At 59.8% G+C, this 22,879-nt stretch carries 20 protein-coding genes and 2 pseudogenes; 13 read left to right on the top strand and 9 right to left on the bottom strand.

Annotation, left to right across the window (positions count from 1 at the left end; translation table 11 throughout):
- Positions 1-152 precede the first annotated feature (152 nt).
- The 4 genes from CKW16_RS24370 to CKW16_RS24355 form a co-directional block, all read right to left on the bottom strand.
- Positions 153-581 (bottom strand): hypothetical protein, encoded by a 429-nt coding sequence (locus CKW16_RS24370; protein WP_095131376.1) that lies wholly within the window; start codon positions 579-581, stop codon positions 153-155.
- 127 nt (positions 582-708) lie between these two features.
- A complete protein-coding gene (locus CKW16_RS24365; protein ID WP_095131374.1) occupies positions 709-1,122 on the bottom strand; it encodes a VOC family protein in 414 nt (137 codons plus the stop codon).
- 178 nt (positions 1,123-1,300) lie between these two features.
- Positions 1,301-1,903 (bottom strand): TetR/AcrR family transcriptional regulator, encoded by a 603-nt coding sequence (locus tag CKW16_RS24360; RefSeq protein WP_095131372.1) that lies wholly within the window; start codon positions 1,901-1,903, stop codon positions 1,301-1,303.
- Complete coding sequence (locus CKW16_RS24355) at positions 1,890-2,741, bottom strand: 3-hydroxybutyryl-CoA dehydrogenase (RefSeq protein ID WP_095131370.1); 852 nt, start codon at positions 2,739-2,741, stop codon at positions 1,890-1,892. Before CKW16_RS24355 ends, CKW16_RS24360 begins: the two co-directional genes overlap by 14 nt.
- A 165-nt stretch (positions 2,742-2,906) precedes the next feature.
- On the opposite strand from CKW16_RS24355, the gene CKW16_RS24350 reads away from it, so the two are divergent.
- Together CKW16_RS24350 and CKW16_RS24345 are read left to right on the top strand one after the other, a co-directional pair.
- Positions 2,907-3,926: an AraC family transcriptional regulator gene (locus CKW16_RS24350; RefSeq protein ID WP_095131368.1), complete on the top strand. Its 1,020-nt coding sequence runs from the start codon at positions 2,907-2,909 to the stop codon at positions 3,924-3,926.
- A complete protein-coding gene (locus CKW16_RS24345; RefSeq protein ID WP_095131366.1) occupies positions 3,923-5,737 on the top strand; it encodes an ABC transporter ATP-binding protein in 1,815 nt (604 codons plus the stop codon). The genes CKW16_RS24350 and CKW16_RS24345 overlap by 4 nt, the downstream gene beginning before the upstream one ends.
- A 3-nt stretch (positions 5,738-5,740) precedes the next feature.
- Here CKW16_RS24345 and CKW16_RS24340 read toward each other — a convergent pair whose 3' ends face one another.
- Entirely contained in the window at positions 5,741-6,697 is a 957-nt protein-coding gene (locus CKW16_RS24340; protein WP_095131364.1) for an alpha/beta hydrolase, read from the bottom strand.
- Between the two features lie 87 nt (positions 6,698-6,784).
- Here CKW16_RS24340 and CKW16_RS24335 point away from each other — a divergent pair.
- Positions 6,785-6,931 (top strand): annotated as a pseudogene (locus tag CKW16_RS24335) (LysR family transcriptional regulator); the annotation flags it as partial.
- A 100-nt stretch (positions 6,932-7,031) separates the two neighbouring features.
- Here CKW16_RS24335 and CKW16_RS24330 read toward each other — a convergent pair.
- Positions 7,032-7,754 (bottom strand): pirin family protein, encoded by a 723-nt coding sequence (locus CKW16_RS24330; protein WP_095131362.1) that lies wholly within the window; start codon positions 7,752-7,754, stop codon positions 7,032-7,034.
- 237 nt (positions 7,755-7,991) lie between these two features.
- Between CKW16_RS24330 and CKW16_RS24325 the strand changes: the two genes are divergently transcribed.
- Positions 7,992-8,942, top strand: coding sequence for a GlxA family transcriptional regulator (locus CKW16_RS24325; protein WP_095131360.1), 951 nt, complete (start codon positions 7,992-7,994; stop codon positions 8,940-8,942).
- 183 nt (positions 8,943-9,125) lie between these two features.
- A complete protein-coding gene (locus CKW16_RS24320) occupies positions 9,126-10,610 on the top strand; it encodes a winged helix-turn-helix domain-containing protein (protein WP_095131358.1) in 1,485 nt (494 codons plus the stop codon).
- Here CKW16_RS24320 and CKW16_RS24315 read toward each other — a convergent pair.
- Positions 10,575-13,379: a winged helix-turn-helix domain-containing protein gene (locus CKW16_RS24315; protein WP_095131356.1), complete on the bottom strand. Its 2,805-nt coding sequence runs from the start codon at positions 13,377-13,379 to the stop codon at positions 10,575-10,577. The genes CKW16_RS24320 and CKW16_RS24315 overlap by 36 nt on opposite strands.
- 420 nt (positions 13,380-13,799) lie before the next feature.
- On the opposite strand from CKW16_RS24315, the pseudogene CKW16_RS24310 reads away from it, so the two are divergent.
- Positions 13,800-13,958 (top strand): annotated as a pseudogene (locus tag CKW16_RS24310) (NADPH-dependent FMN reductase); the annotation flags it as partial.
- 31 nt (positions 13,959-13,989) lie between these two features.
- Positions 13,990-14,814 (top strand): alpha/beta fold hydrolase, encoded by an 825-nt coding sequence (locus CKW16_RS24305; RefSeq protein WP_095131354.1) that lies wholly within the window; start codon positions 13,990-13,992, stop codon positions 14,812-14,814.
- Positions 14,815-15,023: 209 nt separating this feature from the next.
- On the opposite strand, the gene CKW16_RS24300 is transcribed toward CKW16_RS24305, so the two are convergent.
- Entirely contained in the window at positions 15,024-15,464 is a 441-nt protein-coding gene (locus tag CKW16_RS24300; protein WP_095131352.1) for a helix-turn-helix domain-containing protein, read from the bottom strand.
- A gap of 207 nt (positions 15,465-15,671) precedes the next feature.
- Between CKW16_RS24300 and CKW16_RS24295 the strand changes: the two genes are divergently transcribed.
- The 6 genes from CKW16_RS24295 to ycaC all read left to right on the top strand — a co-directional run bounded on the left by CKW16_RS24295 (position 15,672) and on the right by ycaC (position 21,313).
- The gene (locus CKW16_RS24295) at positions 15,672-16,655 is read left to right on the top strand and encodes an MBL fold metallo-hydrolase (RefSeq protein ID WP_095131350.1); all 984 of its coding nucleotides are present in this window, start codon (positions 15,672-15,674) and stop codon (positions 16,653-16,655) included.
- Positions 16,656-16,700: 45 nt separating this feature from the next.
- Positions 16,701-17,621: a LysR family transcriptional regulator gene (locus CKW16_RS24290; protein ID WP_095131348.1), complete on the top strand. Its 921-nt coding sequence runs from the start codon at positions 16,701-16,703 to the stop codon at positions 17,619-17,621.
- A gap of 157 nt (positions 17,622-17,778) precedes the next feature.
- Complete coding sequence (locus CKW16_RS24285; RefSeq protein ID WP_095131346.1) at positions 17,779-18,195, top strand: DoxX family protein; 417 nt, start codon at positions 17,779-17,781, stop codon at positions 18,193-18,195.
- Positions 18,188-18,781 carry an antibiotic biosynthesis monooxygenase gene (locus CKW16_RS24280; RefSeq protein WP_095131344.1) on the top strand — a complete coding sequence of 198 codons (594 nt, stop codon included), beginning with the start codon at positions 18,188-18,190 and terminating at the stop codon, positions 18,779-18,781. The genes CKW16_RS24285 and CKW16_RS24280 overlap by 8 nt, the downstream gene beginning before the upstream one ends.
- The gene (locus CKW16_RS24275; protein ID WP_095131342.1) at positions 18,778-20,616 is read left to right on the top strand and encodes an amidohydrolase; all 1,839 of its coding nucleotides are present in this window, start codon (positions 18,778-18,780) and stop codon (positions 20,614-20,616) included. Before CKW16_RS24280 ends, CKW16_RS24275 begins: the two co-directional genes overlap by 4 nt.
- A 70-nt stretch (positions 20,617-20,686) precedes the next feature.
- Positions 20,687-21,313, top strand: coding sequence for an isochorismate family cysteine hydrolase YcaC (ycaC, locus tag CKW16_RS24270; RefSeq protein WP_045061273.1), 627 nt, complete (start codon positions 20,687-20,689; stop codon positions 21,311-21,313).
- 119 nt (positions 21,314-21,432) lie between these two features.
- Here the strand turns inward: ycaC and CKW16_RS24265 are convergent, their stop codons facing one another.
- Positions 21,433-22,869: a mechanosensitive ion channel family protein gene (locus tag CKW16_RS24265; protein ID WP_095131340.1), complete on the bottom strand. Its 1,437-nt coding sequence runs from the start codon at positions 22,867-22,869 to the stop codon at positions 21,433-21,435.
- Positions 22,870-22,879 lie beyond the last annotated feature (10 nt).

The raw sequence follows: 22,879 nt of genomic DNA, 5'->3' as shown, positions 1-22,879 counted from the left end.
TCCCGAACTCAGCAGTGAAACGATGCATCGCCGATGGTAGTGTGGGGTTTCCCCATGTGAGAGTAGGTCATCGTCAAGATTAAATTCCGAAACCCCTATCTGCGTATGCAGGTAGGGGTTTTGTTTTGCCCGCAGGAAAGTGCGAGCGGACATTACCGGTACTTGATCACAATCCCTTTGAGTTTCCGACCTTCGATGGTTTTTACGTCGCGAGCCCACAGTGGACCGTTGACATAGGCGCCCACCGGTTGGATATGGTCGTAGACCACCACCACGGCATCGCCGCCGAGCTTGGCGGACTCTTCGCGTAGTTTTTCTTCTACTTGAGTGATGGGAGGAGCAGGCTCGACGCTCGCGTCGATGACCACCTCACCCAATCGGACGTGAGGGCGAAGAGGCTCGGTGCGCAGCACTACGACCTCGCTGGCGAGCGTCGGTGCGGGATGCTCCACGCCCACATAGGCGGTGGTCTGGGCGTCGACGGTGGCGCACCCACTCAGCGCGAGCAGAGTGGCGGTGAGTCCTCCGGCCAGCAGTGACAGTTTGAAACGAGTAGACCAAGGCACATCATGGACAGGCATAGTTAGGTTCCTCCGAACAATCCGCCGCTGTACGAGGTAGCGTGTTGACGGTAGCAGACGGCCCGGCAGTTGCCAGAAGCCCAACCTTTCCAGGTTGGGCTTTTTTCATGCCTTGAGAAAGTGAGTTTCACTGATCCTTTTCGCAGTTCACCATCCACGACACACCAAACCGATCAGCCAACATGCCGAAGCGTGCTGCCCAGAACGTCGCTTCCAGTGGCATTTGAACGCTGCCGTCTTCCGACAATGCAGCGAAGACCCGTTCAGCCTCCGCAATGCTGTCGACATTCAGCGAAACCGAACAGCCACTCATTTCGTCAGTAGGGCGATCAGGTGTTGTGTCCGAGCCCATGATCGCCTGATCGCCCACCAGCAGGCGGGTGTGGATGATCAGGTTGTGGTAGTCCGCCGGAAAGTGCTCGCGCGCAGGGCTTTCGCCGAAGGTCATCATGACTTCGATCTGGCCTGGCAGGCTTTGGGCATAGAAGGTGAAGGCGGCTTTGCAGTCGCCGTTGAAGATCAGGTAGGGATTGATTTTCATGCTTTGCTCCCGGTAACGAAGAAGCGGAGGGAGGCTGAATTCACCTCCGGCTCCGCAGTGATTGGGCTCCCTTTAGCAAAGCGTTAGATGTCGTGATTGGCAGGAATCGTTTAGATGTTTTTTCTATTGAAGCGGCGTGGCTTATGGCTTCTAGCGCCTCAGTAGTGATCCCGGTTCCTCAAGCTACTGCCCGTGGAGCCGCGGGGCGTAGCAAACGTTCGATGGCTCCACTCACCAGACTCTCCAACAGCTCAACGCGCTCTCGCTCATCCAGCGAATGTTGCGCCAACCAGCCGGGTGCGCTGTTGAGTAAGTTTGCGATTGCATGTCCGGCGGCCAGCAAACCCTGTTCACTGAAGCGGGATCGGGCTCCGAGCATCAGCAGCAATTTGCGCTCGTATTGCTCGCGCAGCTGCCGAACCCGTTCCTGTTGCTCTTCATTCAGGCAGCCGCTGTCACGCTCTGCCAGGCGAAAATGCCAGGGCATCTCCTGATGCAGGTTCAAATGCGCTCGGATAAGGGCATGGAGTTTGTCTCGTTTTGCCGGCGCCTTTTGCTCGATCCGCCCCAAGGTTGCCAGCAGCTCTTCGTAGAACTCTTCGATCAGGTCGAGCAGCAAGTGCTGTTTGCTGGGGTAATGGTGATACAACGAGCCGGGAGCGAGCCCCAGGCAGGTCGCGAGCTCACGCATGCCGACCTGTCCGAAACCTTTGCAGGCGAACAGCTCCAGCACCTTGTCCCGGTACTCGGCAAAGCGCGAGCAACGCTCAGCCATAGGCATGGAAGCCACGCCCCGTTTTGCGCCCCAGGTAACCGGCGGCGACCATTTCCTTGAGCAGTGGAGCAGGGCGGTACTTGCTATCGTTGAAGCCGTCGTAGAAGGCTTCGAGGATCGCCAACACGGTGTCCAGGCCGATCAGGTCCGCCAACGCCAATGGCCCGATCGGCTGATTGCAGCCCAGGCGCATGCCGGCGTCGATGTCTTCGGCGCTGGCCAGGCCTTCCTGAAACACCAGGATCGCTTCGTTGATCATCGGTACCAGAATCCGGTTGACCACGAAACCCGGACGGTTGCCCGCGGTGATCGCGGTTTTGCCGAGAGTGGTCGCCATGTCCAGCGCCAGGGCGTGGGTGGCGTCGCTGGTTTGCAAACCGCGAATCACCTCGATCAGGCCCATCACCGGCACCGGGTTGAAGAAGTGCAGACCGATGAAGCGCTCAGGCTGGCTCACGCTGGCAGCGAGTTGGGTGATGGACAGCGAAGACGTGTTGGAGGCAATCACGCAATCGTCGCTGACCTGCGCGGCGATCTGTTGCAGCACGCGCAGTTTCAGCTCGAGGTTTTCGGTCGCCGCTTCGATCACCAGTTGCACGTTCTGCAGGTTGCTGTAGTCGGTGCTGGTGCGGATCTTGTCGAGAGCGGCAAGCTTTTGCTCTTGCGTCAGCGTTTCCTTGGCAACCTGTCGATCGAGGTTTTTACTGACTGTTGCGAGGGCCTTTTGCAGAGCGCTCTCGGAGATGTCGAGCAAGGTCACGTTAAAACCGGCCAAGGCGCAGACTTGCGCAATGCCATTGCCCATGGTGCCTGCGCCGATCACGCCAATGTTTTGCAGATTCATGTTCTGTCCTTCCGATCAAATCCCGCGATACCTTGGCCGCCGTAGTGGCCGAAGGCGTACTATTGGCCGCGAGTCTAGAGCCGGCAGGGCGGTTGTCCTATGCCGAAACTGTTCAACGGCACTGGTGTTTTTTGCCATTCGGGTGATGGGGAGAGAAGCGTTCACATGCGGGAAAAGGACTCGGTTTCTGCCTACTTCGTGCAGGCAATGATCCATGGGCTGGGCAACAATCCGCAACGTCAGAGGGCTGCGCTTGAACAGGCGGGCATCGATCCTGCGTTGTTGGAGCAGCCCACCGCACGTGTACCGGCGAGTGCGTTTGCCGCGTTGTGGTTGATTCAGATCCGCGAGCTCAACGATGAGTTCTTCGGGCTCGACTCTCATGGCATGCCGCCGGGCGGTTTCGCCCTGATCTGCCGGGCATTGATTCAGGAACCTGACCTGCACAAAGCCATGCGCCAGTGCCTGGCCAATTTCGCGCTATTCCTCCACGACTTTCGCGGCACGCTGACGGTGCGCGGAAAACGTGCGGTGATCAGCCTGCAGAACCACTCGCCAAACAGCGACGTCAGTCGTTTAGGCGAGGAGACGTTTCTGGTGTTGATGATCAGTCTGCTCTGCTGGCTCGGCGGCCGACGCATTCCTATCGATCGCGCAGACTTTCGCCATGAGCGTGTGTCGCTCAGCGACGACCGTTTGCTCTGGGGACCGAATCTGACCTTTGGCGCGGAGCGCACCGAAATCGAATTCGCCAGCCACTATCTGCGTCTGCCGGTGGTTCAGGATCTGGCATCGCTGAAAGTGTTTTTGCGCACTGCGCCTCAATGGCTGGTGATCCGTTTTCGTAATCAGCATGGCCTGGCGTCGCAGGTCCATCAGCGCCTGCGCAACAGCCATTACAGCCAATGGCCGACCTTGCAGGCCTTCGCCCTGGAACAGCACCTGAGCCCCAGCACCTTCCGCCGAAAGCTGGAGCGTGAAGGGTGTTCGTATCAGGAGATCAAGGACGAGGTGCGGCGTGGCGTTGCCTTCGAACAGCTGCGCCAGAGCCGAGCGAGCATCAGTGACATTGCCGAGCAGCTTGGCTTTCAGGAGCCGAGTGCGTTCCATCGGGCGTTCAAGAAGTGGACGGGAGAAAGTCCGGGACGGTATCGGGCGAGGTATCAGGGAGAACTCACGGAGTGACCCCTGTTCTTGATCGTTTCACCTCGTTACTCGACCAGGCGAGACGCGCCTTGCTGCTGGTCTGGGCAACGTCACGCGGACTGTTTCTGGGATTGGTGCTGGCGACGCTGATCGCCGGTGTGCTTCCAGCGCTGGCGGCCTGGTTAGGCCAGCGTATCGTCGATGCGGTCGTCACCGCCATGCAGTTGCAAGCACAACAGGGCAGTGCGCCGTTGTGGCCGGTCGTGCGTTACGTGCTGTTTGAAGCGGGCGTACTCGCGTTGCTGTCCGGGACTCAGCGGGCGCTGTCGGTCCAGCAATCGCTATTGCGGGTGCAGTTGGGGCAGAAGGTCAACACGATGATTCTGGAGAAGGCCCAGACGTTATCGCTTGTGCAGTTCGAGAATTCCGAGTTCTACGACAAGCTGGTTCGTGTGCGCCGCGAGGCTTCGACCCGGCCGTTGGCGCTGGTGATGAAGTCGTTGGGGCTGATTCAGAACCTGATCGTGTTGATCAGCTTCGGCGTGTTGCTGGTGCATTTTTCGCCTTGGGCGCTGGTGCTGCTGGTGGTCGGCGCGTTGCCGGTGTTCTTCGCCGAAGCGCATTTCTCCGGCGATGCTTTTCGGTTGTTCACCCGCCGCGCGCCGGAGAGTCGACAACAGAATTATATCGAAACGCTGCTCTCCCACGAGGGCTACATCAAAGAGGTCAAACTGTTCGGCTTCGCGCCGCTGTTGTTGAAGCGTTATCGCGAGACATTCGCGCGTCTCTATGCCGAAGACCGGCGCCTGACACTACGTCGGGATGGCTGGGGATTTGTCCTCGGTCTACTGGGCACCGGCGCGTTTTATCTGGCCTATGCCTGGGTCGTGGTCGATACCGTTCATGGCAATATCAGCCTCGGGCAGATGACCATGTACCTGGTGTTGTTCAAGCAGGGGCAGACGGCGGTGAGCAGCAGCTTGAGTGCTATCAGCGGTCTCTACGAAGATGGCCTTTACCTCTCCAGTCTCTATGAATACCTGGCCGAGCCTGTTGTGGCGGATACCGGCAACCTCACCGTGGGCGCGGTACCCGGCGATGGCCTGCGTTTCGAGAACGTCGGTTTCCGTTATCCGGGTGCCAGTCGCGCCACGCTGGAAGGCATCGATTTTCACCTTGTGCCTGGGCACAGTGTGGCGCTGGTGGGGGAGAACGGTTCGGGCAAGACCACGCTGATCAAATTACTGACGCGGCTGTACCGTCCTGATCAGGGCCGTATCCTGCTGGACGGCAGCGATCTGCAAGCGTGGGAAGAAGACACGCTACGACGGCGCATCGGGGTGATTTTTCAGGATTACATCCGCTACCAATTCTCCGTCGGCGAGAACATCGGCGTCGGTGACACGCTGGCGTTCAACGATGAAAAGCGCTGGCAGGAGGCTGCCGCCGAGGGCATGGCCGCACCCTTTATCGAAGGGCTGGATCGAGGGTATGCCACGCAATTGGGACGGTGGTTCGCCGGGGGGCAGGAGCTGTCCGGCGGGCAATGGCAGAAGATCGCGTTGTCGCGTGCCTACATGCGGCGCAACGCCGATATCCTGATTCTGGATGAGCCGACCTCGGCACTTGACCCGGCAGCGGAAGCAGCGGTGTTCGAGCACTTCAGTGAGCACACTGAAGGCCGGATGACGTTGCTGATCTCTCACCGGTTTTCCAGCGTGCGCAATGCCGACCACATCATCGTGCTGGACCAGGGAGCGATCCTTGAGCGGGGCGATCACGACAGTCTGGTGGCCGCGGGCGGGCGCTATGCGCAGTTGTTTGATTTGCAGGCCCGCGGTTACCGATAGCGCTCAAGACTCCCGAGAAACTCGATCCACTGCCGGCCCGGCCATCTGGGATGGTTTTGTCTTCATCAAACCGTCGAGTGCCTGGCGATACTGGGTGCCGCCCCGGCTCATGCTGTTGTTGTGCGTACCACCGGGCACCAATAACAGGTGCTTGGGTTCGTTGGCGGCATTGAACAACTGCTGGCTGAATCGCGATGGCATGAACGGGTCGGCCAAGCCATGAACCACCAGCAACGGCATGTTGATGTCGACGATCTTGTCGATGGAATCGAATTTCTGCGACAGCAACCAGCGCACCGGCAACCATTTCACTGGCAGGTTGCTGTCGGCCACTTGCGCCACGGCATCGCCCAGCGAGGTGAAGGTGGACTCGATCACCAGACCGCGCACCGGCACCGCGCCATGGTCCTTTTTCGCCTGTGCGGCCAAGTCTGCCGCCAGGTCGATAGCCACCGCGCCATCGAGGGAGTGGCCGTAGATCAGGCGCTTGTTGGCGTCCGGTTGCATCTGGGTGAAGCGCTCCCAGGCGGCTCGCGCGTCCTCGTAAACACTGGCTTCCGACGGCAGATCACCCTTGCTCTGGCCAAACCCGCGGTAGTCGATGGCCAGCACCGAATAGCCCATGGCGCGCAATTGCTCGATGCGGAACGCGTGGCCCGTCAGGTTCCAGCGCACGCCGTGCAGATAGAGGATCGACGGCGCATCGCGACGCGCGGCCGGCCACCACCAGGCATGCAAGCTTTGCCCGGCCTTGAAGCTGGCGGGCTTGATGTCGAATTCCTGAACGTCCTGCGGCAGACCGCGATACCAGCCAGCGTTGCCCGGTTCAATACGAAACAGCAGCTCGCGCTCTGTGTACTTGAGTACGCCGCAGCTCACCGGCAAGCCGACGATTAGCACGGCCATGCACAGCATCGGCAGCCAGCGTCGGCTTAAGCGGCTCATCACATTCGAAAACATTCGGCGGCGGTCCGGAAGATCAGCGGGAAAGCACGGTTTTTAACAGATGCGTGCCGGGGGCGGGAACAATTTCGACAGCCGTATGAAAACGGGCTGATCAGGTTGTGGCCGGAGCGCGCGCGATCCGTGCCGTATGACGTGTGGCTGGTGACCCACGCAGACCTGCGGCATACCGCCAGAGTCCGGGTAGTGATTGATGAGATTGTTGCGGTGTTTTCTGGCACTCGGGACTAAAGCTAAAGATCGCAGCCTCGTTTCACTCGACAGCTCCTACAGGGATTTGCGTACACCTGTAGGAGCTGTCGAGTGAAACGAGGCTGCGATCTCTTGATCTTTATGGCATTTCCGGCAGCTCTTGGGGCCGCAGGTCAAACACCAGCACTTCGGCATCCACGCCGTTGCTCAGGGCCAGTACCTGTTCATCGCGAACCCTCACACCATCACCTTCCTGCAAAGGCACGCCGTTGAGTTCAACACTGCCGCGGGCCACATGCACATAAGCATAGCGATTGGCGGCCAGCTCCAGCGTTGCGCTTTCCTTGCCGTCGATCAACGCGGCATACACCCGTGCATCCTGACGCACCTTCAGCGAACCCTTCTCCCCGTCGGGGGAGATGATCAGTTGCAGACGTCCGCGTTTCTTCTGCGTGCTGAAGTGCTCTTGCTGATAACGCGGTTTGGCACCGCTGACTTGCGGCACGATCCAGATTTGCAGGAAGTGCACCGGCCGGGTGGTCGAGTGGTTGTACTCACTGTGCGCCACACCGCTGCCGGCGCTCATCAACTGCACGTCACCGGGGCGGATCACCGAGCCGGTGCCCAGGGTGTCTTTGTGTTCCAAAGCACCTTCGAGCACATAAGAGAAAATCTCCATGTCGCGGTGCGGGTGCTGACCGAAACCTTTACCAGCGGCAACCCGGTCATCGTTGATCACCAGCAGGTCGGAAAAACCCTGCTCTTTCGGGTTGCGATAGTTGGCGAAGGAAAAGGTATGGAACGACTTCAACCAACCGTGATTGGCCGCGCCGCGATCGGAAGCTTTGCGAAGGGTCAGCATGATGAAATCTCCTGTGGGGACGTTGATTCGTCCGAGTGAGGAGAAGGTTAATGGTTAACGACTGATGCAATAAGTAGATGGAAATTGAAATACTGTCCCTTTGAGGTTGACAGTAATCGACTGGCGATCAGGTATTCTTCTCCGACGCTGATGCCACATTTGGCCATAATGCACAGCACTCTTCGGATGCCGGTGTTTGGCAGACGGACCTTCTTATGACTTCAGTGATTTGAACCCATGAAAACCGTGGCTATGGTGTTGTTCCCGGACTTTCTGCTGCTCGATATGGCCGGTCCCATGGAAGTGTTTTCCATCGCCAATCGCTATCTGGCAGCGGATGAGCATTATGTGTTGTCGACCATTGGCACCGAGCATGGCGCACTGCGTGCCTCCAACGGCGTCAGCGTCCAGGCCGATTTGCACATCGATCAGGCGGATCGGGCGTTTGACCTGTTGCTGGTGCCGGGCGGTCCGGGTGCCTACAACGAAAAACATCCACTGTTGTTGTGTTGGCTCAAAGCCGCGGTCAGTCGCGCCGAGCGTTATGGCTCGATCTGCACCGGTGCGTTTGTGCTGGGACATGCCGGTTTACTGGATGGTTATCGCGTCACCACCCACTGGCACTACACCGAACGCCTGATCAAGGGCTTTCCCAAGGCCACTGTCGAGACTGATCAGATTTACGTGCAGGACCGCAATCTCATTACGTCCGGCGGTGTCACCGCGGGTATTGACCTGGCGTTGTCGGTGGTGGCCGAAGACCATGGCAAGAAAGTCGCCCAGGACGTGGCCAAAGTGCTGCTGGTGGTGATGAAACGTCAGGGTGGCCAGGCGCAGTTCAGTCCGTTGATGGCTGCCGTCGCGCCCCATGAAACGCCGATGACCCGAGTACAAATCTATGTGCTTGAGCATCTTGACGAAGCCTTCAGCATTGAACGCATGGCCAGTCTCGCGAACATGAGTACACGGCACTTCGCCCGGATGTTTGCCCGGGAAGTGAACATGACACCCATGGAGTTTCTGCAAAGCGCGCGAATTGATTGCGCCAGGAATTTGCTGGAAACCAGCGACTTGCCGCTCAAGACCGTGGCTTTCAAAAGTGGCTTTGGCAGCGTGCGGCACATGCGTTTTCTGTTCAGTGAAAAGCTCGGTTTGACGCCGACCCAATACCGCGAACAGTTCAGCTAGAGCCTTCTTGTCCGTTATGCGCACCGTGATGGCTGTGACGCTCCCACCGTAGCAGTTGTACCGTCACTGATGCCTGCCAAGATACCCTGAACTCTTTGCAATGGAGGTGCGGGAGCCTGGAAGGCGGGTGCAAGGGATGTTGCTGCACTGTGAGCCGGGCCGGGTTTCAGCACGTGAATGTGCATGAACAGCCTCAGAGATTTGAACAGCGATGCGGTGCTGCGATTCGGCCCCTATGCATTCCACCTGCGGCAACGGCTGATCCTTGACGGTGATCGACCGCTGCGCATGGGCGGTCGGGCACTGGATATCCTCCAGGTGCTGGTCGAGCGCGCCGGCAACGTGGTCAGCAAGGACGAACTGATTGCTCATGTCTGGCCGACGTCCGTGGTCGAGGAAATCAACCTGCGCGTGCACATTGCGGCCCTGCGTCGGGCGCTTGGCGACGGGCAGAATGGCCAGCGCTACATCGTCAACATTCCCCAACGCGGTTATAGCTTTATCGCCTCGGTGCAGCCTGCGTCCGCGGGCACGCAGGTCTTGATCGAGACCGTTCAAAAACATCAGCACAACCTGCCTGCACGACTCACGCCGGTGACCGGCCGAGATTCGATGGTCGGCAGTCTCGTCCGGCAGTTGCCGGTTCGGCGTCTCATGACGCTGGTTGGCCCCGGCGGCATCGGCAAGACCACGGTGGCGTTGCGTGTCGCCGAACTGCTGTTGCAGCACTATGAAGATGGCGTGTGGTTGGTTGATTTCGCGGCGATCGATGATCCCACTCGAGTGATCGATCATCTGACCCAGACCCTTGAACGGGAGATCGGCACGACGCTGGACGGACTGGCAAACCGACACACGTTGCTGGTGCTCGACAACTGCGATCACCTGCTGGAACACTGCCGAACCCTGGTCGAGGATTTGCTGATGTCGGCGCCTCGGTTGTCCATTCTGGTGACCAGCCGCGAGCCTTTGCAGGCGGCAGAAGAAACGGTCCAGCGTCTGCCGTCTCTGACGGTGCCGCCCGTGTCGGCGTTGCACAGTGTCGCCGAAGCCATGGGGTATTCGGCGGTGCAGCTGTTCGTCAGTCGTGCCCGAACCCGTCAACAAGGGTTTGCCTTGCGCGAACAAGACCTCCAGGCGGTCCGTGAAATTTGTCGGCGGCTCGATGGGTTGCCACTGGCCATTGAACTGGCAGCGGCGCAGATCCACGCGCTGGCGTTGGTCGGTTTGCAAGCTCAGCTGGATAACTGTCTTCAGCTGCTGACCCACGGCCGGCGCACGGCGGTGCCCCGACATCAGACGCTCAAAGCTGCGCTGGACTGGAGCTATGAGCGGCTGAGCCTGCAGGAACAAACCGTGTTGCAGCGCCTGTCGGTGTTGAAAATGTCCTTCACCCTCGATGCCGCGATTGGCGTGTGCAGTTGCGTGGAGCTGAAGCCCAATCAACTGGCGGAACTGGTGAAGCGATTGGTCGCCAAATCGTTGCTCTCGATGGATCAGGTCAACGGCACCGCTCGTTATCGTTTACTCAACACCACGCGCACGTATGCCCTTGAGAAGCTCGAACACAGTGGCCATCTGCGGACGTTTGAGCGGCGCTATTCGCACTACATCAGCCGGGCGCGCTGGGTCTCAGGCGTGCAGTTGCCCATGGAGCTCATCGAGTAATCGACGGACTTTGCTCAGGTCCGGCGTAGAAAATCCCTCGGTGAACCGATGGTAGATCGGTGCCAGCAGCTCATGTGCTTGCTGATACAAGCCCTGACGCTGCCAAAGTTGCGCCAGCGAGGTGGCGCTTCGCAGTTCCCACGCCAGGGCGCCCTGATGTTTCGCCACGTTCAATGCCCTGATCAGCACGGCCTCCGCCGCTTCGGTTTTCAGTGGGCAATTCTCGGCCAGCAGCGCATCAGCCCGGGCCCGCAGAACTTCCGCCGTGCTCCAGCCGGCCGTACCGGTGTCGGCCCGTTGCAACAGGGCGTCATCGACGAAACCGCTATCCAGCGTGACCATGATGTCCTTGATCAGCCCCACGCCTGGCTGAAGAGGCAAGTGCGCCTCGGTGCGGTCGATCACCTGCGCATAGTGCCGGGCCCAGGTGTAGAACAGCAGCACCGAGTGTTTCTGTGCTTGTTCCAGCAGCAGGCGCAAGAGTTCACGAGCGGTACGGGTATCGCCGTTGTAGTGAGCGATCAGGCAACCGGCCAGCGCCAGGGTGTAGCAGATGGACGTGCCGTGGTTGATCTGGATCGCAATGTCCAGCGCTTGCCGGGCGGTGCGCCAGGCTTGTTCCGGTTGCCCCTGCAACCAGAGGATGCGCGCCAGAATCGTCAGGGCGGCGACGCTCTGATCGTAGTGCACGCCAAAACCGTAGGTGAAGCGGTTGAGGTGGCCGCTCTGGGCCATGCGCTGAAGGACCTGTTCGGCATTCACCCGCGCCTGCTGCTGGTCCCCGGCAAAGTGCAACGCCAGCACCCGCAAGCGATGCGTGCTGAGGGACAACACCGCATCGCCGTGCAGCCCCAGCCGATCGAATTGTCGGCTCTGTTCCAGGGCCATTTGATAGTTGGCGCTACAGAGGTTGACCGCCATATGCCCGGACACCGCCCGCAACTGACCGGCCAAATCGTTGCAATGTTTGGCCAGGGTTCTGGCGCTGACGAACGCCTCGACGGTTTCCGTCGTGCCGACCTGAGTGTGATAGCAGGCGCTGCCAAGGGCGAGATGCAGGGCTATTTTCAGCTGCGGGCAAGGATCGGCCGTTGCATCGAGCAGTGATAGCGCCTTGCGCACGTACAGGCCGTGCTCCTTGAGCAGCGACAGTTCCTGCCACAGCGGCGCGGAAGTTGCCGTCAGGCGGATCGCCAATGCCTGCGGTCCTTGTGCGTTCAAGCCCCAGTCGAGGGCCGAACGAATGTCTTCCAGATTGCGGGCATAACGCTCGATCCACGTGCTTGTCGGGATCAGCTCCCAGTCGTGCCGGGCTTGATTCATCAACGCCAGGCAGCGTTCGGAGTGACGTTTGCGGGTATCGGGCAGGTCGGCGGCCTGGTCGAGTTTTTCCAGGGCATAGCTGCGGGTGGTGTCGAGCAATCGGTAGAACACCTCTTCGTCACCCACTTCCACGTTCAGCAGCGATTTGGCCACCAGTTGCGTAATCGAGCCAAACACGGCCTGCGGTTCGATGTGTTCGCCGACGATCACCGCCGCCGCCGATTCCAGGGTGAATCCGCCTCTGAACACACCCAGTCGGCGCAGACAGGTTTGTTCGCAGGCACTCAGCAGCTCGAAGCTCCAGTCCAGCGTGGCACGCAGGGTTTGGTGTCGGCCCAGCGTGGTCTGACAACCCTGGGTGAGCAGGCGAAAACTGCCTTGGAGTTGGGTCAGCAATCCGCTTAATCCGAGGCCGCTGACTTGCGCGGCCGCCAATTCGATCGCCAGTGGAATACCGTCCAGACGCCGGCAGATTTCAATCGCCAGCGGCAGCTCGTCATCGGTCAGTTCGAAGCTGTCGTGGCTGGCCATCGCGCGTTCGACGAACAACTGCAGGGCGGAAAATGTAAGGGCCTGAGCGCGGTCTGGTACGGCGATGGGGGGAGGGCAGTCCAGCGACTCCAGGCGCTGAACACATTCACCTTCGGCCCGCAGGCTCTCACGGCTGGTGGCCAGGATGTGCACCTCTGGCGCGGCGCGCAGGATGCTCTCGCTCAGCAATGCGATGGCGTCGACCAGGTGTTCGCAGTTGTCGATCACCAGCAGCATCTGCCGGTCGCGCAAGAACGCGGCGAGGCCGCTCATCGGCTCTGCGTCGTGCAAGGACAGTTCGAGCAATGTCGCCAGGTGAACGGTGATCATCGACGGATCGTTGATCGGCGCCAGGTCCAGCAGACGAATGCCATCCCGGTAGCGCCCGATCAGTTGTTCGGCGACACGCAGGGCCACGGTGGTCTTGCCGATCCCGCCGGGGCCGACCAGGGTAATGAAACGCTGGCGTGACAGCTGGACCATCAGGTTGTCGACGAGGGACTGGCGACCGATCATGCGGGTTCGACGAACGGGCAGGTTGTGACCGCTCGGCGCGGGCGCTTCGCTCCCTGGAGGGTGCTCGATGTGCTCCAGCGAATAGGGCGCCACAAAGCTGTACCCGCGCTGCGCCACAGTGACGATGTAACGCTGGCCGGCCTGGCCGTCACCGAGGGCCTTGCGCAATGCGGCCATGTGCACCCGCAGGTTGATGTCTTCCACCACGCTTTTGGGCCAGACCCCGGCGATCAGGGTTTGTTTGCTGACCACCTTCCCGGCGTGTTCCAAAAGGATCAACAGAATGTCCATGGCACGCCGACCCAGGCGCAGGGGCTGGTCGGCCTCCATGACCAGACGTTGTCCGGGATAGATCCGGTAGGGGCCGAAATGGATGGCTTGTTCGGGGGGAAGGGTCAACGTGTCACTCCTGCTTGCCGCCGTCTGGTACGCGGTTTCCGAGCATATTCGTCAGGTTTTTACGGTAGCGCAATGCGCTGGCCGGATGACTCTGCAATGTCCGCCTGGACCGCTGGTTTGCGGCCCCTGTTCATGAGTTCCGTATTTATTGGGCGCGACGCTCTTGAAGGTATCGCTGAGCCTTTTGGCGCACCAGGGAAAATTAACAACGTTTAACTCGTCCTGCGTCTGGTCTACGCTCAAAACTCTCCCCTGTAGGAGCTGTCGAGTGAAACGAGGCTGCGATCTTTTGACTTTGATTCTTAAAAACAAGATCGAAAGATCGCAGCCTCGTTTCACTCGACAGCTCCTACAGGGATTAAACATGTCATGAGAACGTCGGAATGAGCAACGTGGTGGTGGTCTTTCACAGTGGCTATGCAAATGAATCGCCTGGGTAGCTCGCTCGGCGCCATGGCGCAGTCGAATGTCGAACAGTCCCCCGAATGCGCACCGCCCCCCGAAGACCGCTGCACCGCCGCGCATCTGGGCGAGCGAGTGGCGCGGCTGGCTGAACGCATGAGCCACTCACCGGTTTGATTCACCCCACCCCTCGCTAAGGAGATAACGCATGAGTACGTTCACGACCCGAGACGGCACCGAGATTTATTACAAGGACTGGGGCACCGGTCAGCCAATTGTCTTCAGCCATGGCTGGCCGTTGAACGCCGACAGCTGGGAATCGCAAATGATCTTCCTGGCCTCCAAAGGCTACCGGGTGATCGCCCATGATCGCCGCGGTCATGGCCGCTCCAGCCAGCCATGGACCGGCAACGACATGGACACCTACGCCGATGACCTGGCGCAGCTGATCGAGTTATTGGATCTGCAAAACGTCGTGCTGTTCGGCTTCTCCACCGGCGGCGGCGAAGTGGCGCGTTACATTGGTCGTCACGGCACCGGGCGCGTGGCCAAGGCCGGGCTGATTTCTTCGGTGCCGCCGCTGATGCTCAAGACTGAAGCCAACCCCGGAGGCCTGCCGATCGAAGTGTTTGACGGCATTCGCGAGGCATCCCTGGCCGACCGTTCTCAGCTTTACATCGACCTCGCTAGCGGTCCGTTCTTCGGTTTCAACAAACCGGACGCCAAGTCATCTCAGGGCATGATCGACTGGTTCTGGATGCAAGGCATGACCTCCGGCCATAAAAACGCTTATGACTGCATCAAGGCGTTCTCCGAAACCGACTTCACCGAAGACCTGAAGAAGTTCGACATACCGACGCTGGTGGTGCATGGCGATGCTGACCAGGTGGTGCCGATCGAAGCGGCGGGCATTGCGTCTGCAAAACTGGTGAAAGGATCTACGTTGAAGATCTACCCCGGCGCTCCTCATGGCTTGACGGATACCCACAAGGATCAGCTCAACACTGATCTGCTGGCGTTTTTGAAGGACTAAGCGTTAATCCCTGGCCCCACGATCCTATGCCATGGAAGCTCTGTAGCAGCTGTCGAGCCCCGGCGAGGCTGCGTTCGGCTGCGAAGCAGTCGTGAATTCAGCACCCTGGTGTTCCAGGTAGGCCGCGTTCTCGGATTTTGCGACTGCTTCGCAGCCGAACGCAGCCTCGCCCGGGCTCGACAGCTGCTACAGGAAATGTGTTAGCGGGTCTACGGCGCGTTAAGTTGAGCCGTGTAGGCGGGGCGTTGGGGCTGGGCGCGCACAGCGCGGCAACGCCACGCAAACGGAGTGATGCCTTCATTGCGAGTGAAGATGTGGCAGAAATGAGCCTGATCGCAGAAGCCGCATTCGAGACTGATTTGCGTCAGCGTCAGGTCGGTGCTCTGGATCAATTGCTTGGCGCGGGCGATGCGCTGGTTGCGAATCCAGTCTTGAGGTGAGAGCCCGGTGCTGCACTTGAACGCGCGGGAGAAATGACTGCGCGAAAGGGCACAGGCGCGGGCCAGTTCGGTCACTTCAACGGTTTCACCAAGGCGATCGAGGATCAGTTGCTTGGCCAGGTTTTCGCGCCAAGGGGTCAGGCCACCGGTGTTTTTCTTTCGCGTTTCAGTGGCCGTCGCGCGGGCGACGTTTTGCTGAGAATGGGCCATGACAAATGTCCGTGTCGGTGAGCTTCATTTTTGGCAGCAGGGCTCTGGCAGGCGAGTTAAACGTTGTTAATTCCGTCCGTGCAGGTGGCAACCAACGGCGCTAACTCAGCACATTGCTGCAATTTCTACGGGGGCGAGCCGTGCAAAATCGAGGTCATCTGGCGGCGTTGTGCGTGGCCGCTCTTCTGACTCGACCAAGGTGGTGGCATGAAACATTCTCTGGTTTGCGCGCTGGGGCTCGCGGTAGCGCTGGCGTCCGGCATTTCCTCGGCTCAGGCACCGGCGCAAGTCGGCACACAAGTGCCGGGTTACTACCGGTTGGCGGTGGGCGATTACGAGGTGACGGCGTTGTTCGACGGCTACAACGATCTGTCGCCCAAACTGCTCAAGGGCCTGACCCAAAGTCAGATCCGCGCGCTGCTGGCTCGCCGTTCGATTGAAACGCCGGGCGTACAAACCGCGTTCAACGCCTTTCTGATCAACACTGGCAAGCAGTTGATCCTCGTCGATACCGGCGCCGGCCAGTGCATTGGTGCTACAGCCGGGATGCTGTCAGACAATATGAAAGCCGCCGGTTATGAGCCTGCGCAGGTCGATACGATTTTGTTGACCCACCTGCATTTGGACCATGTCTGCGGACTGGTCGACGGCCAACAGAAACCGATTTTCGCCAACGCCACGGTCTTTGCTGCGAAGGCAGAAGCCGACTACTGGCTTGATCCCCAAGCCCTCGCCAAGGCGCCCGAGGGTGCCAAGCCGTACTTCAAAATCGCCCAGGACTCGACCGCGCCCTACGTCGCGGCGGGTCGCTTCAAGACGTTCGATGCCGGTCAGTCGCCCGTGCCGGGTATGGAGGCGGTTCTCGAGGCCGGTCACACGCCGGGCAGCACCACGTACCGCTTCACCTCGCAGGGGCAGAGCATTTTGTTCATGGGCGACCTGGTGCATAACCTCGCGGTGCAGTTCGAGCACCCTGAAGTGTCGATTGGCTTTGACGTCAACAGTCAGCAAGCGATCAAGAGTCGCGCCAAGGTTTTCAGCGATGCAGCGGCGAGCAAAGTCTGGGTAACGGCGGCGCATTTGCCGTTTCCGGGTATCGGCCATATCGCGGCAGAAGGCAAGCATTTCCAATGGATACCGGCGGAGTACGGTCCTTACAAACGCGCGGCCAACGTACCGCTGATCGAATGAAGTCCACCGCTTGGTACCTGGCTGAACACACGAGGGAATCTGCCTGTGAACCGTAATGATTTGCGCCGCGTCGACATGAACCTGTTAGTGATTTTCGAAGCGTTGATGTTCGAAAAAAACCTCACCCGTGTTGCTGAAAAATTGTTCATGGGGCAGCCGGCGGTGAGTGCGGCGCTGGGGCGGTTGCGGGATCTGTTCGACGATCCGCTGCTGTTGCGCAATGGTCGCGGGATGGAGCCGACGGGGCGCGCACTGGCGATCCTCAAGGAACTGCAACCGGCGATGGATGTGATTTCCGGGGCGGTGAGCCGAGCTAAGGAATTCGACCCCGCTACAAGCTGCGATGTGTTCCGCATTGGCCTGTCGGACGACGCCGAGTTCGGTTTGTTTCCGCCATTGTTGAGCCAGCTTCGGGAAGAGGCACCAGGGATCATCGTGGTTGTGCGGCGGGCGAATTATTTGCTGATGCCGGCGTTGCTGGCGTCCGGTGAGATTTCGGTAGGGGTGAGTTACACCACGGATCTGCCGGCCAACGCCAAGCGCAAGACGTTACGGGATATTCCGTGCAAGGTGCTGCGCGGTGATAAACGGGCGGGATCTCTGTCGCTGGATGAGTACTGTGAACGACCGCATGCGATGGTGTCGTTTTCGGGGGACTTGAGCGGCAACATTGATCTTGATCTCGCGAAGATCGGACGAAGTCGGCGGGTGGTGTTGGGCGTTCCGCAGTTCAGTGGGTTGCGGGCGTTGCTGGCCGGGACCGAGATGATCGCTACCGTGCCGGATTACGCAGCGTGCGCGCTGGTCGAGGGTTGTGCGTTGCGGGCCGAAGACCCGCCGTTTCCGATTGAAGCGGCGCAGCTTTCGATGGCCTGGAGCGGGGTGCATGACAACGATCCGGCGGAGCGATGGTTGCGGTCGCGGATCAGTGAGTTCATGTCGAGGCCTTTGCCGATTTCGGCTTGAACGTGGCGATCTCACAGCCGATTTAAGTTCCACTGTAGATCGGCGCACGGTCGCAAAAAGAGCACGTACATCCAATTTTTCCCCTCCTCGCACCGGCACTATCGAATGACGTTCCGGCACATCGCTGCCGGTGGTTTTTCATTAGTGCAGGTAGCCCATGAACGCTTCGCGATGGGATGAACGAGCCCAGGATCTCGGGCTGTTTTTTTTGCGGGTCAGCGGTGGTTTGTTTCTGCTGTGGGTGCACGGTTTGCCGAAGTTGCTTAACTACAGTACTCAACTGCAAACCATCGAAGACCCGTTTCACCTGGGCGCGAACGTCACGCTGATACTGGCGATTTTCGCCGAGGTGCTGTGTCCGTTACTGATCGTCGCCGGGGTGTTTGTGCGTTTGGCGTGCCTGCCGATTCTGTGTGTGCTGCTGATCGCGCTGTTGATTGTGCATCCGCAATGGAGCCTCGATGAAGGGCAGTTCGGCTGGCTGCTGATGATGTTGTTCACCAGCCTTCTTATCGCCGGGCCGGGACGGCTGGCGCTCAATGTCCGTTTCCCTGGAGCTTTGCGTTATGCCTGAATCCAATCGTTTCGAGGAAGTCGTGACACTGGTCATCAAGCACAGGGTCAAGGCGGGGTTTGAAGTGCCCTACGAAGCCTGGTTGCGCAACATTGTCAGCATTGCCGGGCAGCAGGAAGGGCACTTGGGCGTCGATGTGATTCGCGGCAAGAGTGCCGGTCTTGACCTGTACACCTGCGTGCTGCGCTTCTGCTCGACCGAATCGATGCAGCGCTGGCTCGATTCGCCGCAACGGCTGGGACTGGTCAACGAAGCCACGCCGATGCTCGCTGACGGCGACCAGACCGAGGTCAATCCGGTCAACGAATTCTGGTTCGCGCCGCAAGCCGACGCCGCTTCGCCGCCACCGCCGCGCTGGAAGCAGGCCGTGGTGACGTTGTTGGTGATTTTGCCGCACACCTTGTTGGTGCCGCTGATCTGGGGGCCGCTGCTGCAGCTCAATACCTTGCTGTCCAATTACGTGGTCGCGACGTTCCTGATCACGCTAACCATCGTCGTTTCGGTGGTGTACCTGTTCATGCCGATGGCGACGCGGTTGTTCGCGCCCTGGCTGTCCTCTTCCACTCAGCCCAAGGAAACGCGATGAACGCCGATCTGATTTTATTCAATGGCCAATTTCATACCGTTGACCGTGAAAACCCACGCGCCAGCGCTGTAGCGATCAGCGACGGTCGCTTTGTCGCAGTCGGCACCGACGCCGACGCCATGGCCCTGCGCGGTTCGGGCACACAGGTCATCGATCTCAAGGGTCGCTGCGTCATTCCCGGTCTCAACGACTCGCACTTGCACCTGATCCGTGGTGGCCTCAACTACAACCTCGAATTGCGCTGGGAAGGCGTCCCCTCACTGGCCGACGCGCTGCGCATGCTCAAGGATCAGGCCGACCGCACGCCGACGCCGCAATGGGTGCGTGTGGTCGGTGGCTGGAACGAATTCCAGTTCGCTGAAAAGCGCATGCCGACCCTCGAAGAACTCAATCAGGCCGCGCCGGATACACCGGTATTTGTCCTGCATTTGTACGACCGCGCTTTGCTCAACCGTGCCGCGTTGCGCGTGGCCGGTTACACCCGCAACACGCCGAACCCGCCGGGTGGCGAGATTGTGCGCGATGCCAACGGTGAACCGACCGGCATGCTGGTCGCCCGGCCCAACGCGATGATTCTCTACTCGACCCTGGCGAAGGGGCCGAAGTTGCCGCTGGAGTATCAGGTCAACTCCACCCGCCAATTCATGCGCGAGCTCAACCGTCTCGGCCTGACCAGCGCCATCGATGCCGGCGGCGGTTTCCAGAATTATCCGGACGATTATCAGGTGATCGAGCAGTTGGCCAAGGACCAGCAGCTGACCGTTCGCATCGCCTACAACCTGTTCACCCAGAAGCCCAAGGAAGAGCTGACCGATTTCAAAAACTGGACCAGCAGCGTGACCCTGCATCAGGGCGACGATTACCTGCGGCATAACGGCGCCGGGGAAATGCTGGTGTTTTCAGCGGCGGATTTCGAGGATTTCCTTGAGCCGCGTCCGGACTTGCCGCAAACCATGGAAGACGAGCTGGAGCCGGTGGTGCGCCACTTGGTCGAGCAGCGCTGGCCGTTCCGTTTGCACGCCACGTACAACGAATCCATCAGCCGCATGCTCGACGTGTTCGAGAAGGTCAATCGCGACATTCCGTTCAACGGTTTGCCGTGGTTTTTCGACCACGCCGAAACCATTACACCGCAGAACATTGAGCGGGTGAGGGCGCTGGGTGGCGGTATCGCGATTCAGGATCGCATGGCATTCCAGGGCGAATATTTCGTTGAGCGTTACGGCGCCAAAGCCGCCGAAGCGACCCCGCCGATCAAACGCATGCTGGCCGAAGGTATACCGATCGGCGCCGGCACCGATGCCACGCGAGTGTCCAGTTACAACCCCTGGACTTCGCTGTACTGGATGGTCAGCGGTCGCACGGTCGGTGGCCTGGAACTGCATGCCGAGGGCTTGTCTCGTCAAACCGCACTGGAGCTGTTCACCCACGGTAGCGCCTGGTTCTCTTCCGAGCAGGGCAAGAAAGGCATGATCAAGGTCGGCCAACTGGCTGACGTCGCAGCCTTGAGCGCGGATTTTTTCAGCGTCGACGAAGAAGCGATCAAGTGGATCGAGTCGGTGTTGACCGTGGTCGGCGGCAAGGTGGTGTACGCCGCCGGTGACTTCGAAAAACTCGGGCCGGCCAGCGTACCGGTGCTGCCGGACTGGTCGCCGGTGGTGAAAGTGCCGGGGCACTGGCGTCCGACCTCACCGATGCAGGCGCAGGTTCACCATTGCAGCGGGCCGTGCGGCGTGCATTCCCATAGCCATGAAAAGGCGCGGTTGTCGAATGCGCCGGTCAGCGATTTCGCGGGTTTCTGGGGCGCGTTTGGCTGCTCGTGCTTCGCGTTCTGACGATCAAAAAAAAAGCGCCGACCCTTCACGTCGTCGCCGCATGTAACACCCAACCACCGAGGAGTTTCACATGAGCAACGTTCCGTACAAACGCCTGAACAAAGATGACGCTGTTGTCCTGTTGGTCGACCACCAGACGGGCCTGATCTCGCTGGTTCAGGATTTCTCGCCGAATGAATTCAAGAACAACGTACTGGCCCTGGGCGATGTGGCCAAGTTCTTCAAGCTGCCGACCATCCTGACCACCAGCTTCGAAAACGGCCCGAACGGCCCGATGGTTCCCGAGTTGAAAGAGCAATTCCCGGACGCGCCGTATATCCCGCGTCCAGGCCAGATCAACGCCTGGGATAACGAAGATTTCGTCAAAGCCGTTAAAGCCACTGGCCGCAAGCAACTGATCATCGCCGGTGTAGTCACCGACGTTTGCGTGACGTTCCCGACGCTGTCGGCGCTGGCTGAAGGCTTTGAAGTGTTCGTGGTGACCGATGCCTCGGGTACTTTCAACGAAACCGTGCAACAAGCAGCCTGGGCGCGCATGGCGGCGGCCGGTGCTCAACTGGTGAATTGGTTCTCGGTGGCCTGCGAGCTGCAGGGCGACTGGCGCAACGACATGGAAGGCCTGGCGAACCTGCTGTCACCGCGCATTCCGAACTACCGCAATTTGATGAACAGCTACTCGGTGCTTTCTTCGAAGTAAGTTTGCGATCGCACAGAAAGATGCCCGCGAATGTGCGGGCATTTTTGCGTCTGGCGAATGAGCTTTTTGTAGCCGCTGTCGAGCTTGCGAGGCTGCTGCTACATGGACCGTGTGGCCCGTTACACCGGTTGGCGTTTCTGCAGCCAACTCAGGAATCCGCTTTTCCTGATCGGCACCGGTGTGGTCATCAACGCCAACCGACTGCTCTGCTGTCTGACCGCCTGCAGCTTGTTCAGCGCCCGACCCACTTCGACGCGTTGTTCCATGCAGTTACGGGTCAGAGATTTGTCGATCCGGTAAATGATGCACGAGGTCAATGTGGTGAAGGTCGCCTGCGAGGGCGTATCGGCGAGAATGCTTTGCTCGCCCATGACTTCGCTCGGCCCCATACGCCCGGCTTCGGTTTGCCCAGTGCCATTGGGCACGGTGGCGCTGACCACGCCGGTGGCGATCACCATCAAGCTGTCTGGCACTTCGCCCAATTCCAGTACCACCTGACCTGCCGCGTACTGCTGCGGGACCATCGACTGGGCGATCTGATCACGCTCATCCTCGCTCAAGGAACGGAAGATTTTCACTTCATCGAGCAACGCCCGTGCGCGGGTCGTCGGTTCAATCACGCCATCGAGTTGCCGGGAAATCCCCGCCGCTTCAAGGTGCCGATGCACCAGGTCGAACAGTTGATTGCGCACTTCGCTTTTTTTACCCAGCTCGGCGATAAACCCGCTGGCTACGTATTCGGACATGGTTTCGCCAGACTCTTTCAGCACTGCTTTCGGTGCCGGGTTGAGCAGCAAACTGCTGCTGCCCTGAAGCGTGCGGTCCAGTGCATCCAGCACCCGACGCGGGCGAATGTGGTTAGGCACCTTAATGCTGATCGACACACCGTGCAGGTTGTTCGGCCGACTGAGGTTGACGATTTTTGCCTTGGCCGCCACCGAGTTCGGCACCACTGCGGTACTGCCGGCACTGGTCAGCAGGTGGGTGGCGCGCCAGTCGATGTCGAGCACTTTGCCCTCGACGCCGTCGATCATGATCCAGTCATCCACCTGATACGGCTTGGTGGTGTTGAGCACGATCCCGGAAAACACGTCGCTCAAGGTACTTTGCAACGCCAGACCCACGACGATTGCCACGACGCCGGAAGTCGCCAACAAACCTTTCACTGGCAACTCCAGTACATAACCGGCCGCCGCGACGATGGCGATCAGAAACACCAGCGCGCCGATGACATCCTGCAGCAACCGACCGCTGTGACCGATGCGGCGCATCAGCACCAGACCGATGACTTCGGTGAGCACCCGTGCGGCGTACAGCCACCAGAGAATCCCCAGCGCCGTGGCGCCCGATTGCGCCACGCGATCCTCGGCGAACAGCGGCGCCTGCAACGGACTCACGCCGGCATTGATCGCGAGTGCGCTGAACATCACGAACAGTGTCAGACGCACACCGACCCGCGTGACGCGATGCTTGAACGGCGCGAGGTGCCAGAGCACGGCGTCGATCACCAGCATCAGGGCACTCCACGACAGCAGATGGGCAAGGAAAAAGGACATGGGGAAACTC

This window comes from Pseudomonas sp. Irchel s3h14, from assembly GCF_900187425.1.
GTDB lineage: Bacteria > Pseudomonadota > Gammaproteobacteria > Pseudomonadales > Pseudomonadaceae > Aquipseudomonas.
This window is presented reverse-complemented; position numbering and strand designations above follow the sequence as displayed.